At 58.8% G+C, this 12,181-nt stretch carries 13 protein-coding genes; 10 read left to right on the top strand and 3 right to left on the bottom strand.

Translation table 11 applies throughout. The features are described 5' to 3' along the window. Positions 1-17: 17 nt before the first annotated feature. Positions 18-905 carry an NAD(P)-dependent oxidoreductase gene (locus CYD26_RS19510; protein WP_102053370.1) on the top strand — a complete coding sequence of 296 codons (888 nt, stop codon included), beginning with the start codon at positions 18-20 and terminating at the stop codon, positions 903-905. A 78-nt stretch (positions 906-983) separates the two neighbouring features. Here the strand turns inward: CYD26_RS19510 and rapA are convergent, their stop codons facing one another. Then, the gene (gene rapA, locus CYD26_RS19505; protein ID WP_102053369.1) at positions 984-3,830 is read right to left on the bottom strand and encodes an RNA polymerase-associated protein RapA; all 2,847 of its coding nucleotides are present in this window, start codon (positions 3,828-3,830) and stop codon (positions 984-986) included. 129 nt (positions 3,831-3,959) lie between these two features. On the opposite strand from rapA, the gene CYD26_RS19500 reads away from it, so the two are divergent. The 8 genes from CYD26_RS19500 to CYD26_RS19475 all read left to right on the top strand — a co-directional run bounded on the left by CYD26_RS19500 (position 3,960) and on the right by CYD26_RS19475 (position 9,395). After that, positions 3,960-4,643 (top strand): M949_RS01915 family surface polysaccharide biosynthesis protein, encoded by a 684-nt coding sequence (locus CYD26_RS19500; RefSeq protein WP_102053398.1) that lies wholly within the window; start codon positions 3,960-3,962, stop codon positions 4,641-4,643. Positions 4,644-4,766: 123 nt separating this feature from the next. Continuing rightward, the gene (locus CYD26_RS19495; RefSeq protein ID WP_065760568.1) at positions 4,767-5,090 is read left to right on the top strand and encodes an aspartate-semialdehyde dehydrogenase; all 324 of its coding nucleotides are present in this window, start codon (positions 4,767-4,769) and stop codon (positions 5,088-5,090) included. A 78-nt stretch (positions 5,091-5,168) separates the two neighbouring features. Beyond that, the gene (locus tag CYD26_RS25250) at positions 5,169-5,327 is read left to right on the top strand and encodes a hypothetical protein (RefSeq protein ID WP_099775586.1); all 159 of its coding nucleotides are present in this window, start codon (positions 5,169-5,171) and stop codon (positions 5,325-5,327) included. Between the two features lie 136 nt (positions 5,328-5,463). Next, a complete protein-coding gene (gene ccoM, locus CYD26_RS25725) occupies positions 5,464-5,580 on the top strand; it encodes a cytochrome c oxidase subunit CcoM (protein ID WP_281182074.1) in 117 nt (38 codons plus the stop codon). Between the two features lie 255 nt (positions 5,581-5,835). Continuing rightward, positions 5,836-7,824 carry an FUSC family protein gene (locus CYD26_RS19490; RefSeq protein WP_102053368.1) on the top strand — a complete coding sequence of 663 codons (1,989 nt, stop codon included), beginning with the start codon at positions 5,836-5,838 and terminating at the stop codon, positions 7,822-7,824. Beyond that, positions 7,811-8,017, top strand: a complete 207-nt coding sequence (locus tag CYD26_RS19485) for a DUF1656 domain-containing protein (RefSeq protein WP_102053367.1) — start codon at positions 7,811-7,813, stop codon at positions 8,015-8,017. The genes CYD26_RS19490 and CYD26_RS19485 overlap by 14 nt, the downstream gene beginning before the upstream one ends. Before the next feature lie 11 nt (positions 8,018-8,028). Beyond that, a complete protein-coding gene (locus CYD26_RS19480; RefSeq protein WP_102053366.1) occupies positions 8,029-8,886 on the top strand; it encodes an efflux RND transporter periplasmic adaptor subunit in 858 nt (285 codons plus the stop codon). Positions 8,887-9,071: 185 nt separating this feature from the next. After that, entirely contained in the window at positions 9,072-9,395 is a 324-nt protein-coding gene (locus CYD26_RS19475; protein ID WP_102053365.1) for a DUF2025 family protein, read from the top strand. 82 nt (positions 9,396-9,477) lie between these two features. On the opposite strand, the gene CYD26_RS19470 is transcribed toward CYD26_RS19475, so the two are convergent. Together CYD26_RS19470 and CYD26_RS19465 are read right to left on the bottom strand one after the other, a co-directional pair. Further along, on the bottom strand, positions 9,478-10,542 hold the full coding sequence (locus CYD26_RS19470) for a diguanylate cyclase (RefSeq protein WP_102053364.1): 1,065 nt from the start codon (positions 10,540-10,542) through the stop codon (positions 9,478-9,480). A gap of 152 nt (positions 10,543-10,694) precedes the next feature. Continuing rightward, positions 10,695-11,141, bottom strand: a complete 447-nt coding sequence (locus CYD26_RS19465; protein WP_102053363.1) for a hypothetical protein — start codon at positions 11,139-11,141, stop codon at positions 10,695-10,697. A 240-nt stretch (positions 11,142-11,381) separates the two neighbouring features. On the opposite strand from CYD26_RS19465, the gene CYD26_RS19460 reads away from it, so the two are divergent. Continuing rightward, positions 11,382-11,879 (top strand): UPF0149 family protein, encoded by a 498-nt coding sequence (locus CYD26_RS19460; RefSeq protein ID WP_102053362.1) that lies wholly within the window; start codon positions 11,382-11,384, stop codon positions 11,877-11,879. Positions 11,880-12,181 lie beyond the last annotated feature (302 nt).

Below are 12,181 nucleotides of genomic sequence, written 5' to 3'. Positions count from 1 at the left end.
ACTTTCTGGAGTGTTTCATGAGTGTTGCACGACCTTCGTTGGGGTTTGCTGGTATCGGTCTTATGGGGCTACCCATGTGCAAGCGGCTTTTGGCGGCTGGATACCCGTTGACGGTGTGGAATCGTTCACCGGAAAAGTGTGCAGACTTGGTTGCTGCGGGGGCTCGCCTGGCCACTACACCTGCCGAATTGTGCCAGTACGCCGATGTCGTGATGCTGTGTTTGGCCGACACTGCGGTGGTCCGTGAGGTTGTGTTTGGTGAAAACGGCGTGGCCAGTGGTGCCAGGGCCGGTCAGTTGTTGGTGGATTTTTCCAGTATTGAGCCTGGTGCCACCCGTGAGATGGCTGCCGAGCTGGCGGCGCTCAACGGCATGAGTTGGCTGGATACACCTGTGTCAGGAGGCACACCGGGCGCTGAGGCCGGCACCCTGGCGATCATGGTCGGCGGTGCTGCGCAGGACCTGGCGCGGGTGCAGCAGGTTTTACTGACCCTGGGCCAGCGTGTTACTCATATGGGGCCGGTTGGAGCAGGGCAGGTGACCAAGGCGTGCAATCAAATGATTGTTGCCTGTAATGCGTTGGTGATCGCTGAAGTGGTAGCGCTGGCCGAGCAGTCTGGGGTTGATGCACGCCTCATTGCCGAAGCCCTTGCTGGCGGTTTTGCCGACTCCAAGCCCTTGCAGATTCTCGCGCCGCAAATGGCCGAAAGCCATTTTGAACCGGTCAAGTGGCATGTGCGCACCTTGCTCAAGGACCTTGATACTGCCGTCAAGTTTTCGCGTGAGCAGGGTTCAGCTACGCCCATCAGCGGGCTTGCTGCCCAATTGATGCGTCTGCATGGTAGTCAGGGGTATTTGCAAAAAGATCCGGCAACCCTGGTGCAGCTGTATCGGCGCAAGGACTGATACCAAGGCCGGCGTCTACAGCACACTGTTCATTGTGCTGTAGACGCCGGGTTTGCCAGCAAGACGTTCCGATACCGATCAGCCGGCAACCAGTACCCGGATGGCTTCCAGGCGCAGTGCAGCTTTTTCGAGCATGGCCAGGCCATCTCTACCTTGCTTGCGCAGGGCTTCGATTTCGCTGTCGCGTACGCTCGGGTTGACGGCCTGCAGGGCGGTCAGGCGTGCCAGTTCTTCTTCGGTCTCGGCAGCCAGGCGACGCTGCGCTTCGGCTACGCGTTCGGCATGACGCGGCATGATCTTGGCTTCGCCTGCGTTGATCCGTGGCGCCAGCACATCGCGCTGAGCCTGGATGAACTTGTTTGCGCTGGCCTTGGGCACACTCTCCAGTTGGTCGTTCAGGGTTTCAAACGAGACCCGCGCGGCCAAGTCGTTGCCGTTGGTGTCGAGCAGGCAGCGCAAGGCGGCTGGTGGCAGGTAGCGGCCCAACTGCAAGGCGCGTGGCGCTACCACTTCGCTGACGTACAGCAGTTCAAGCAGCACGGTGCCAGGCTTGAGCGCCTTGTTCTTGATCAAGGCTACAGCGGTGTTACCCATCGAACCAGACAGGACGAGGTCCATGCCACCCTGCACCATAGGGTGTTCCCAGGTGAGGAACTGCATGTCTTCCCGCGACAGCGCCTGATTGCGGTCGTAGGTGATGGTCACACCTTCGTCGTCGCCGAGCGGGAAGCTGGCGTCGAGCATCTTCTCGCTTGGCTTGAGGATCAGGGCGTTTTCCGAATGGTCTTCGCTATCGATGCCAAAGGCGTCGAACAGGGTTTCCATGTAGATCGGCAGGGCGAACTGGTCATCTTGTTCCAGGATCGCCTCGACCAGTGCCTGGCCTTCGCCGGCACCACCGGAGTTGAGCTCCAGCAGGCGGTCGCGACCGCTGTGCAGCTCGGCCTCAAGGCGCTCGCGTTCGGTGCGCGCCTCAGTGACCAGCGCTTCCCATTGCTCGACATCAGTGTCTTCCAGCAGCGGCAGCAGGCGCGGGCCGAACTGATGCTGCAGGGCGTTGCCGGTAGGGCAGGTGGCCAGGAAGGCATTCAGGGCCTGGTGGTACCACTGGAACAGGCGCTCTTGCGGGCTGTCTTGCAGGTACGGCACATGCAGTTCAATGGTGTGCTTCTGGCCGATACGGTCCAGGCGGCCAATACGTTGCTCGAGCAGGTCCGGGTGAGCGGGCAGGTCGAACAGTACCAGGTGGTGAGAGAACTGGAAGTTGCGGCCTTCGCTGCCGATCTCTGAGCAGATCAGTACCTGAGCACCGAATTCTTCGTCGGCGAAGTAGGCGGCGGCACGGTCGCGCTCCAGGATGCTCAGGCCTTCGTGGAAGACCGTAGCTGGAATGCCAGAGCGCACACGCAGGGCGTCCTCCAGGTCCATGGCGGTTTCGGCGTGAGCACAAATCACCAGAACCTTGACCCGCTTGAGCATCTTCAGGGTATCAATCAGCCAGTCAACCCGTGGGTCGAAGTGCCACCAGCGTTCGTCTTCGCCGGTGTCGCCTTGGGCCTGGAATGAGACTTCCGGGTACAACTCGGCATGTTCGCCCGGCGACAGCTCCATGTATTGATCGGGGCAGGGCAGCGGATACGGGTGCAGTTGGCGCTCAGGGAAGCCCTGGACTGCGGCACGGGTGTTACGGAACAGAACTCGGCCGGTACCGTGACGGTCGAGCAGCTCGCGAATCAAGCGGGCGCTGGCCTGTGTATCGCCGTCGTTGACCGCCGCCAACAGGGCTTCGCCCTCGGCGCCCAGGAAATTCTGGATGGTCGCGTGGGCCTTGGGTGACAGGCGGCCTTCATCGAGCAGCTCCTGGACGGCTTCGGCTACCGGGCGATAGTGCTCGCTCTCGGCGCGGAAGGCGGCCAGGTCATGGAAGCGGTTCGGATCAAGCAGACGCAGACGGGCGAAGTGGCTGTCCTGACCGAGTTGCTCAGGGGTTGCTGTCAGCAGCAGAACGCCAGGAATAATCTGGGACAGTTGTTCAACCAGCGCATACTCAGGGCTCACCTGATCTTCGTGCCAGACCAGATGGTGGGCTTCGTCGACTACCAGCAGGTCCCAGCCCGCGGCAAACAGCGCATCCTGGGCTTTTTCGTCTTCGCTCAGCCACTCCAGAGCCACCAGGGCCAGCTGGGTGTCTTCAAATGGGTTGCTGGCATCGCTTTCGATGAAGCGCTCGGCATCGAACAGGGCAACCTGCAGGTTGAAGCGACGACGCATTTCCACCAGCCACTGATGCTGGAGGTTTTCCGGTACCAGGATCAGCACGCGGCTGGCACGGCCCGAGAGCAGTTGGCGATGGATAACCAGGCCGGCTTCGATGGTTTTGCCCAGGCCCACTTCGTCGGCCAGCAGAACCCGTGGCGCAATACGGTCAGCAACTTCGCGGGCAATGTGCAACTGGTGGGCGATGGGTTGGGCGCGCGCACCACCCAGCCCCCACAGTGACGACTGCAACTGACGGCTGGTATGTTCCAGCGTGTTGTAACGTAGCGAGAACCACGGCAGTGGGTCGATTTGCCCTGCGAACAGACGGTCACTGGCCAAGCGGAACTGGATGAAGTTCGACAGCTGGGTTTCCGGCAGGGTGCAGGCCTGATTCTGGCCATCCAGTCCGTGGTAAACCAGCAGACCGTCGACATCATCGACCTCACGCACGGTCATCTTCCAGCCTTCGAAATGGGTGATCTGGTCACCAGGCGAGAAGCGCACCCGTGTCAGTGGCGCATTGCGCAGGGAGTACTGGCGAGTGTCGCCAGTGGCCGGGTAGAGCACGGTCAACAAGCGGCCGTCCTGTGCCAGAACGGTCCCCAGACCTAGCTCGGCTTCGCTGTCGCTGATCCAGCGTTGCCCCGGTTGATACTGCTGCGCCATACTGCCTGACTCCCGCCATGAAAAGCCGACTATCTTAACGGATAGGTCTCTGTAGACCAAAGAGTCTAGCAACTTCGTCGACGAAATCTGCCGATGCTGCATGACCCGCAACAGAAGGACTGTCTTGCCATGTCTGTAAAGCGCTTGTGGTTACTTCGTCCTTTCATCGTGAGCGGCCTGGTACTGCTTTCAGCCTGTGGACAGGGCGGCTTTGAGGTGCTTGCACCGTTGCCCGCGGCGCAGATTGATGCGCTGGGCGTCGACGCCCCGCTGAAGACAGTGCATTTTCGCGACAAAGACGGTGAGGGCTTGCTGGTATTGAGCCGTACCGACGGCCAGGCAACCGACGAAGAAATGGCTGAGGATGTCGATAAAGTGGTGTTGATCGCGACACTCTATGGTCGAACGACGGCCGATGAACCGTTCAAGTCGCGCTGGCAGATCGACAACGAAACCACCTGCGCTGGCCTGGACCTTGATGTCGGGTTCTACCCGGATGTCACGGAGGTCAGTGACCTGAACAATGATGGGGTGGCGGAGTTGACGATCGCTAGCCACGCCTTCTGCGGCGGAGGTATCGACCCTCACGCTATCATGGTCGAGTTGCGTGAGGGGCAGGCGTATTACGCCATCGAAGGGCAGTCGCTGGTAAATGTGCCTGGTGACGGTTCATACGGGGGTGAGCGCAAAGACAGCCCGTCGTTGACGAATGCCCCCAAAGTACTGCGTGATCATCTGGAGGCTGTCTGGAGCAAAGTCTACAAGCGCCCCTGGAGCCATATCGACGGTGGTGACGACAACGCGGCTCAATAGCGGTGCCAGCCGCCCAGGCTATACTGATCGTTCAGGACGCCCAACTCATCAGGCGCGAATGTGCCCGTCTCGGCTCAAGGTAATGGGGTTGCGGCCGACACTCTGGCGACAGGAGACCCACCCATGCTGCCGCCTATCATTCCGCTCAGTGCTGCGCCCGTAACCTCGCAACTGGACCCGGTCAAACCGACACCGGACATCCCTCCCGTGGTGCCAGCCCAACCGAGTTCCGGTGATGGCAGCATTAACCTGAAGCAGCGTGATCCGGAACAGGACACCTACTTAATGCGTGAGCAACAGCGCCGCCAACAGCGTCGCCGCAGAGATCACGACGAGCAGTACGATGCCGTACCGGGCGACGAAGTCAATGCCGACAATACGGTGCCGGTGGCGCCGCTGATGGGTGAGCAGCCACGTCAGGGGCTGCTGGTCGACATCGAAGTCTGAAGAAACACCGCTGTACTGGTCAGCGCGAGCCTTAGCCTTCATTATTGCCACTTCTGCCGTCAGCGTTTCGAGCTAACCATGAGCCAAGACAATCTGATCGACTTCGGTGCCGAGCGTGCCAAGCGCGTTCACGACCTCAACGAGAAGCGCCTGAATGAAGTCCGTCAGGCATTTGAACAGGCCATGCCGTTGGGCAAGGGCAAGAAAAAGCCCAAGGGCAAACCCAAGAAGCGTTGAAAACTTGATGCAGGTCAACCCTGCACCTGCATCGCCCCCAGCTCTGGTGGGCGCTATTGACCTCGGTCAATTTTCCCTCCCGCCTTATTCGCTAACTTAGGCCCCATCAAACAGGTGCAGGCGAATGGAGGCCGATATGTTCTTCGATAATGTGGTTATCGCTGGCGTTGTGACAGTCGGGCTGATGCTGCTCTTCTTCGCGGGCCTGGGCATTTTCATCTGGAAGGATTCGAGCAAACGCAAATCGCGTTGATTCTTCCGATACAACGAGCACGCAAGGCATTTAGGGCGACTTCGGTCGCCCATTTTTTTTGCCTGAAAAAAACCAGGCGCTCGCGCTAGCACGCTTCTGCAGGCATGGGTATCGCTTGCAAGGTCGGCGGGCAAGTGGGTGATGATGCGGAAACAAACTGCTGGACGAATAATAGTTAGCTAGCTAGTAATCTGGCTCTGATTCATTGCCGCTTAACTGTCTATCGTTAGATTACTGTTCATCAAGGTTCGTCTCGTGCCGATCACTCTGCAGGCCCTGTTGGCGCCGAACATGCGCGCTGTGCAATTTGCCCTGAAGACGCTTCTGGGCGGTGGGCTGGCGCTTTGGCTGGCGTTGCGTTGGGGGCTTGAGCAGCCTGCCTGGGCATTGATGACAGCCTTTATCGTTGCTCAGCCGCTATCAGGAATGGTGGTGCAGAAGGGGTTGGCCCGTTTGCTGGGGACCTTGGTCGGCACGGTCATGTCGGTGTTGTTCATCGGCCTTTTTGCGCAGACGCCTTGGTTGTTCCTGTTGGCCTTGGCCTTATGGTTGGCACTGTGTACGGCCTGCTCGACACTGTTGCGCAGTGCTTGGGCTTACGCCTTCGTGCTGGCCGGTTACACCGTGGCCATTATTGCACTGCCGGCGGTTGATCATCCGTTGTTGGTGTTCGATCAGGCCGTGGCACGTTGCACCGAGATTTGCCTGGGCATCGTATGTGCCACCCTGACCAGTGCGCTGCTCTGGCCATTGCGGGTTGAACAGCAACTGGCCGGGCAAGCGCGTCAGGCATGGGTGAGTGGCATGCAGGCCGCGAGAGCTTCCCTGATCGGCGAAGAGCAGGACCGTAGAGAACTGCTGGATATTCTTGGGCGCATTGTTGCGGTCGATTCGCAGCGTGAACATGCCTGGTTCGAGGGGCATCTGGGGCGTGAGCGGGGGCGGGCCATTCGCGGCTTGAGCCAGACGTTGCTCGTTCTGCTGCGTATAGCGCGTTCGGTGCGACGCCAGTGGCGACAGCTGGATGAGCGCGAGGCAGCACAGGTGGCACCTTGGTTCAGCAAGGTTTACGAGGCCTTGGCAGCGCCGGATCTGGCTAGCCTGTTGCTGCTGCGCCAACGTGTTTGGGAGGCTGCCAGTGATCAGGCGCGCAGCTCTGCAGAACACTACTGTCTGGCCCGGTTGACGCTGTTGCTGGATAAGATCATGAACGCCACCGTGGCACTACATGCGGTTGAGGAGGGTAAGGCGCCGGCCGACCTGCCTGACAGCCTGGCAGTGCACCGCGATCTACCGTTGGCATTGTTGTTCGGTTCGCGCAGTGCGCTGGCGTTCCTGGCGATGGCCAGTTTTTGGCTGGCCACTGGCTGGCTATCAGCGCCGGGTGGCTTGGTGCTGACCTGCGTGGTCTGCAGCCTGTTCGCCAGCCGCGAAAATGGTGCGCAGATCGGTCTGAGCTTCTTGCGCGGAATGCTGCTCGCTATTCCGACAGCGTTTTTCGTGGGGCAGATCCTGCTGCCACAGTGGAGTGGTTTCCCCATGTTGTGCATGGCGATGGGCGTGCCGTTGTTTTTCGGCGCGCTAGGTATGGCCAATCCGAAAATCGGCGCTACGGCCACCTCGTACAGCCTGCATTTCATCGTCCTGGTCGCGCCACTCAACGCCATGCATTTTGATGTGGCGGTGTTCCTCAACAGTGCCCAGGCGATGATGGTCGGTGTCGGCGCTGCAGTGTTGGCGTTCAAACTGCTGGTGTTACGTGATCCCGCCTGGCATGGCCGCCGTCTGCGGGCTGCGACGCAGAGCGACCTGGTGCGCTTGACCCGGCGTGATCTACGGGATGCGGAAACCTGGTTTGGCGGGCGTATGGCAGATCGTCTGCTACAGATGGCGCGACACTACGCCGCGTTGCCGGTGCAAGCACGTGAGCGCTGGGACGATGGCCTGCATGGGCTGGATATCGGTGATGAGTTGCTGCACCTGCGCATGTGTCTCGAGGTTGCCCAAATGCCTTTGCTTCAGGCTCAGCGTGCGTATCTACAGCAGCTTGAGCAGGTGCTGGCGCTGGGGCCAGGGGCTGGTCGTGAGGGACTACTTGATGAAGCCAGCGCAACCTTTATCACTGTGTTGCAGCGACAGCCGTCAAGTGACCCTCTGCGCCTGGCGATAGGTGCTGTACTGCAACTGCAAAAGAGCTGGGGCAAATGGTGCCGTCGGCAGGAGGAACTGCATGTGCTTGCGTGAGTGGGCAGTGGGCGGCGTGCTGCTCAGCCCGTTTTTGGTGTACGTGCTGTTGGCCTTGCTGCTGACGGGTGTGGTGCGTCTGCTGCTAAGGCTAACCCCTCTGGGCAGCTGGGTATGGCATGAGGCGTTGTTCGATTGTGCGTTGTTTGTTTGTATCCTGACCCTGATCACTCGTGTGCTCGGGCCTCTGTAAGGAGTTTGACCATGCGTGCTTATGTCCGTGTTGCCGTGACCTTGTGTCTGGTCGTTGTCGCGGTGTTTGCCGGGCTTGAATTGTGGCGTTACTACATGCTGACACCCTGGACCCGTGACGCAAAGATTCGCGCCGATGTAGTCATCATCGCTCCGGACGTTTCCGGGTGGGTGCGAGAACTCAAGGCCCATGACAACCAGGCGGTCAAGGCGGGTGATCTGCTGATGTCGATTGATCGGGACCGCTTCGAGGCGGCACTTGAAAAGGCCAATGCGGTCGCCGAAACCCGCCAGCATCAACTGCGCTTGCGCGAGCAGGAAGCTTCACGTCGTGCGGCGCTGGGGCCGCAAGCGATCAGTGCCGAGTTGCGCGAAAATGCCCAGATCATTGCTGCTGTTGCTCGTGGTGAATTGCGTGAAGCCCGGGCGGAGGTAAAGGCTGCCGCGTTGAACCTGGCGCGTAGCGACGTTCGGGCGCCCCGCAGCGGGCATATCACCAACCTGCGGCTGGCTGAAGGTAACTACGTCAACGCCGGCCAACCGGTAATGGCACTGGTGGATGATTCGACCTTCTATGTCCAGGCCTACTTCGAAGAAACCAAACTGCCGCGCATCAAGGTCGGCGCGCCGGTGAAAGTCTGGCTGATGAGCGCTGGTGAGCCAATGCAAGGCCATGTCGAGAGCATCAGTCGCGGCATTACTGACCGCAACGCTACCCCCGACAGCCAGTTACTGGCCGAAGTCGAGCCTACCTTCAACTGGGTGCGTCTGGCCCAGCGCATTCCGGTGCGGATCAAGCTCGATCAGGCTCCCAAGGACGTCATCCTGAGTGCCGGCATGACGGCCAGCGTTCAGGTTCAGGAGAACTGAAGTTTCAGTGCTATGGGGGAGTGGAGGGTGACACGCCTTTACCCGGAATACAGAGCATCAAAAACCTTTTCCGACGCAGGCTTATTTCCATTAGGCTAAGCCGCATCAATTCCCCAGCAGAGGGAACCTCGGTGTTTTTTCCGTTGCCAGGCGTGCCATTCCTTTCTGTATCAGTGAGGTTGGACATGCACATCACGTCCCAGGACATTTGCGCCGCAGCCGATCAGCTCAAGGGCTTCGTCGGTTTCAATCGTAAGCTCGATAAGCACATCGTGCGATTCAGCGAGGACTCATTTGGCATGGACGTGGCTGAAGACAGCATCACGCCCAGCAGTGAGTTCGTCTGGAGGCGCAGCAGCGATGAGGTCATGACACTGGGTCGTGATCTCATCGAGGTGTTGTTGACGCAGAACATCGACGAGCGGCTAAACATCAGTGAGCCTCTACGGGTCTATCTGCGGCGTAAGGATCTTCCAGAGATCTCGGCGCGGCGCCGCATAGTGGCTTGAGTGTTCTGCCAAGGACAATGAACGCGTCTATAACCGCCAGCGATCAGGTCAATACGCACGGGGAGATGCCGCGGGCCTCAGGCTAGGTGAACGCTGGCGTATGTCGTGCAGCGGCGAAGCTGACTTGATTGCGGCCGTTGTTCTTGGCGCTGTAAAGCGCTTTGTCGGCTTCATCGAGCCAGCTCACGGGGTCGTCGAATGTTTCGTGGCAAAGGGCCAGGCCAATGCTCAGGGTGATGCGCAGATCGGGTAGCTGCTCGTTGCGGTAGGCACTGATTTTTTCGCGCAGGCGTTCCATGATCTGAACGGCTTGCTCTATGTCGATGTTTGGCAGGATCACGCAGAACTCATCGCCCCCATAGCGCCCGGCCAGGTCGTCTTCACGCAGGTTTTTCTTTATCTCGGTGCCCAACTGGCGCAATACACAGTCACCGACGACATGACCGTACGTGTCATTGATACGCTTGAAGTGATCAATGTCGATAATGGCAATAACTGCTTGCCGACAGTCCTGCTGGCATCTCTGAAACTTGAGCTGTAGGGCGTCTTTCCACGAACCATGGTTGAGCAGGCCGGTCAGGCTGTCGGTGCGGCTCAAGGTACTCAAGGCACGCTTGTGTTCGGCTAGCTTGATTGCCAACTGGTAGCAGACGCCTCCCACTGCCAGCGGGTAAAGGGTGAGCATCGGCAGGCAGGCATAGACCTGCAGTGAGGTGCTGTGCAACTGAAGGCCGGGGCCGAACAGGGCAATAGACACGGCCATGCCCGTACCTTGAGCCAGCAGCCCTGACAGGCACAGACGCTTGCCGCCAGCGGCCACATTGTTCATCGTCATCATCGAAAGGATGGTTACGCTGGGTAGCGGGTTGAATTGCATGGTTGCGGCCCAGAATCCACCCATCAACGAGTCGACCAACAGGTTTCGGCGTTCAGCGTCGTAGGGTGTTCTGGATCTCAATGCGATTCGATAAGCAATGTGCGGCCAAGCCAGGCCGTTGATAAACAGCAGCACCCAGACCCATGGCGCAACGGAAACACTGCCCAGTGCTGCCCAGACACTGAACAGGCCGATCCCCAGGCCGATGATGCGTGGCAGATAGATTCGCCTGACAAATGATGTCCCTTTCCCGTGTTGGTGTTCCGTCATAGTCGTCGATCTTTTTTGGGGCGCCGTTTATCGCATAATTTGCATGAATATTGTTGAGTATTCGGTTGCGATTGCGGAGTGGCTTTACAGGCCATTTCACGGTTGCAACAGGTAGCAACGCAAAGTAATGGCCTTTTGATGCGGTGGGCGCGCTACTCGCTGCTCTCACTGGCATCGGCCTGAGCCCAATTGGCACGCCACAGCTGGTTCAGTGCCTGGTCGACGGGAGCGGTAAACACGCCCGCGTTACCTGCAATGTAGCCGGCTTTCCAGAACTCGTAGCCTTGGGTGAAGTCCGGTACGGGCCCTTTACCTTTAAGTGACGTAACGCTGGCCTCAATGGCCGACCTGGCGAAGGGCATGTGTGGCATTGCGCTGTAGCTACCCTGAGCCCGGGCGTTCGGCATTTGGAACCCATCGACGCGAACATGCAACACATCGCCCATGTCGGGGTAGTGCTCGACCTTGAGAATGGTCAGGGTTGAGGCTTGTTCGTTGGGCCGGGTTTTATAAGACCAGATTTGGCCGGGTTGAAAGTCTTGAGCCAGAACACTGCTGGAAAGCAGCATGGCGGCGAGAGCGACGTGCGGGTAGCGCATGACAAATCCTTTTGAGCATGAAAAACAGAAGTAAATCGCAATGCTTATCGGCACGAAGTTGATTGACTGTAATCGGCGTCGACACTGATGGCTCCGACGCACGTGTTGCATTGCTATAGTGTGTTTCAAACCTCGACGCTCCGGGATGACGCTATGTATGCCGCCTATCTGCAGCCTTTGAATGACCGTGAACTGGGTAGGCTGGATGACCTCCTGCTCAAGTAGGGCAACGACGATGCAATACAGACCCTGTCCGAGCTGGATGGCCTGTTCGTTGCGCTGGCTAGCTCGCCAAGTGCATTGATGCCAAGCCAATGGCTGCCTGAAATCAGTGGTGGGCGAAAGGTGAAGTTCAAAAAGGAGGCCGAGGGAGAGGCTTACTACGCGCTGTTGCTGCGACATATGAACAGTATCGAGCAAAGCCTGCAGGATGCTACCGACCGGTTTGAACCGCCTTTCCTGTGCTGCTGCGAGGGAATAGGTGTCGCAGACATGATTGAAGACTGGTGTTTCGGTTACATGCGCGGGGTTCAGCTTGCGCAATGGCCAGAGCTACCGGTAGAGCAGGCAGCCCACCTGGCGGCTATTGAACTGCACGGCCTGGAAGAAAGCCTCTCCAAAGTAGAAGCGCTGACTAAAGAAGAGCATTCCGCGTCGATCGAACCCATTGTTGTCGCCGCTCGCGCCTTGAATTGCTATTTTCTGGCGCAGCGCGCTCCAGAAGACGGCGCCTCGTAGCCGATCTGATTAACCCCTTCAGCGGCGGGGCGGCTTTGTTGTCACGGCTGTTGCCGGATAGGAAAGGTCGGGCTTTCCAGATAGCTATATAAGTAGCGATTCTTCTTTTTGCGGCGTTTCCAGTATTAGTGCTTGACGCCCCGTTTCATCTCTCTATAATGCGCACCTCTTCCGGCGCAGTCGAAACGGAAAACTCCTTGATAATCAATGAGTTAAATGTTTAACGAGGGTGCTGGAAGTGCTTCGGTCGAATAGATCGGCAGCGGTGAAAAAGGTGGTTGACAGCGAGTTGAAACGCTGTA

This window comes from Pseudomonas sp. FFUP_PS_473 (genome assembly GCF_002858665.1).
GTDB lineage: Bacteria > Pseudomonadota > Gammaproteobacteria > Pseudomonadales > Pseudomonadaceae > Aquipseudomonas > Aquipseudomonas defluvii.
Note: the sequence above shows the minus strand (reverse complement) of the source record. Positions and strands in the feature narration are given on the sequence as shown.

What these genes read in the sequence shown, in the direction of transcription:
- CYD26_RS19510 (WP_102053370.1), top strand. Translation starts at nt 18, where the DNA reads ATGAGTGTTGCACGACCTTCGTTGGGGTTTGCTGGTATCGGTCTTATG.
- rapA (WP_102053369.1), bottom strand. Translation starts at nt 3,830, where the DNA reads ATGGCGCAGCAGTATCAACCGGGGCAACGCTGGATCAGCGACAGCGAA.
- CYD26_RS19500 (WP_102053398.1), top strand. Translation starts at nt 3,960, where the DNA reads ATGTCTGTAAAGCGCTTGTGGTTACTTCGTCCTTTCATCGTGAGCGGC.
- CYD26_RS19495 (WP_065760568.1), top strand. Translation starts at nt 4,767, where the DNA reads ATGCTGCCGCCTATCATTCCGCTCAGTGCTGCGCCCGTAACCTCGCAA.
- CYD26_RS25250 (WP_099775586.1), top strand. Translation starts at nt 5,169, where the DNA reads ATGAGCCAAGACAATCTGATCGACTTCGGTGCCGAGCGTGCCAAGCGC.
- ccoM (WP_281182074.1), top strand. Translation starts at nt 5,464, where the DNA reads ATGTTCTTCGATAATGTGGTTATCGCTGGCGTTGTGACAGTCGGGCTG.
- CYD26_RS19485 (WP_102053367.1), top strand. Translation starts at nt 7,811, where the DNA reads ATGTGCTTGCGTGAGTGGGCAGTGGGCGGCGTGCTGCTCAGCCCGTTT.
- CYD26_RS19480 (WP_102053366.1), top strand. Translation starts at nt 8,029, where the DNA reads ATGCGTGCTTATGTCCGTGTTGCCGTGACCTTGTGTCTGGTCGTTGTC.
- CYD26_RS19475 (WP_102053365.1), top strand. Translation starts at nt 9,072, where the DNA reads ATGCACATCACGTCCCAGGACATTTGCGCCGCAGCCGATCAGCTCAAG.
- CYD26_RS19470 (WP_102053364.1), bottom strand. Translation starts at nt 10,542, where the DNA reads ATGACGGAACACCAACACGGGAAAGGGACATCATTTGTCAGGCGAATC.
- CYD26_RS19465 (WP_102053363.1), bottom strand. Translation starts at nt 11,141, where the DNA reads ATGCGCTACCCGCACGTCGCTCTCGCCGCCATGCTGCTTTCCAGCAGT.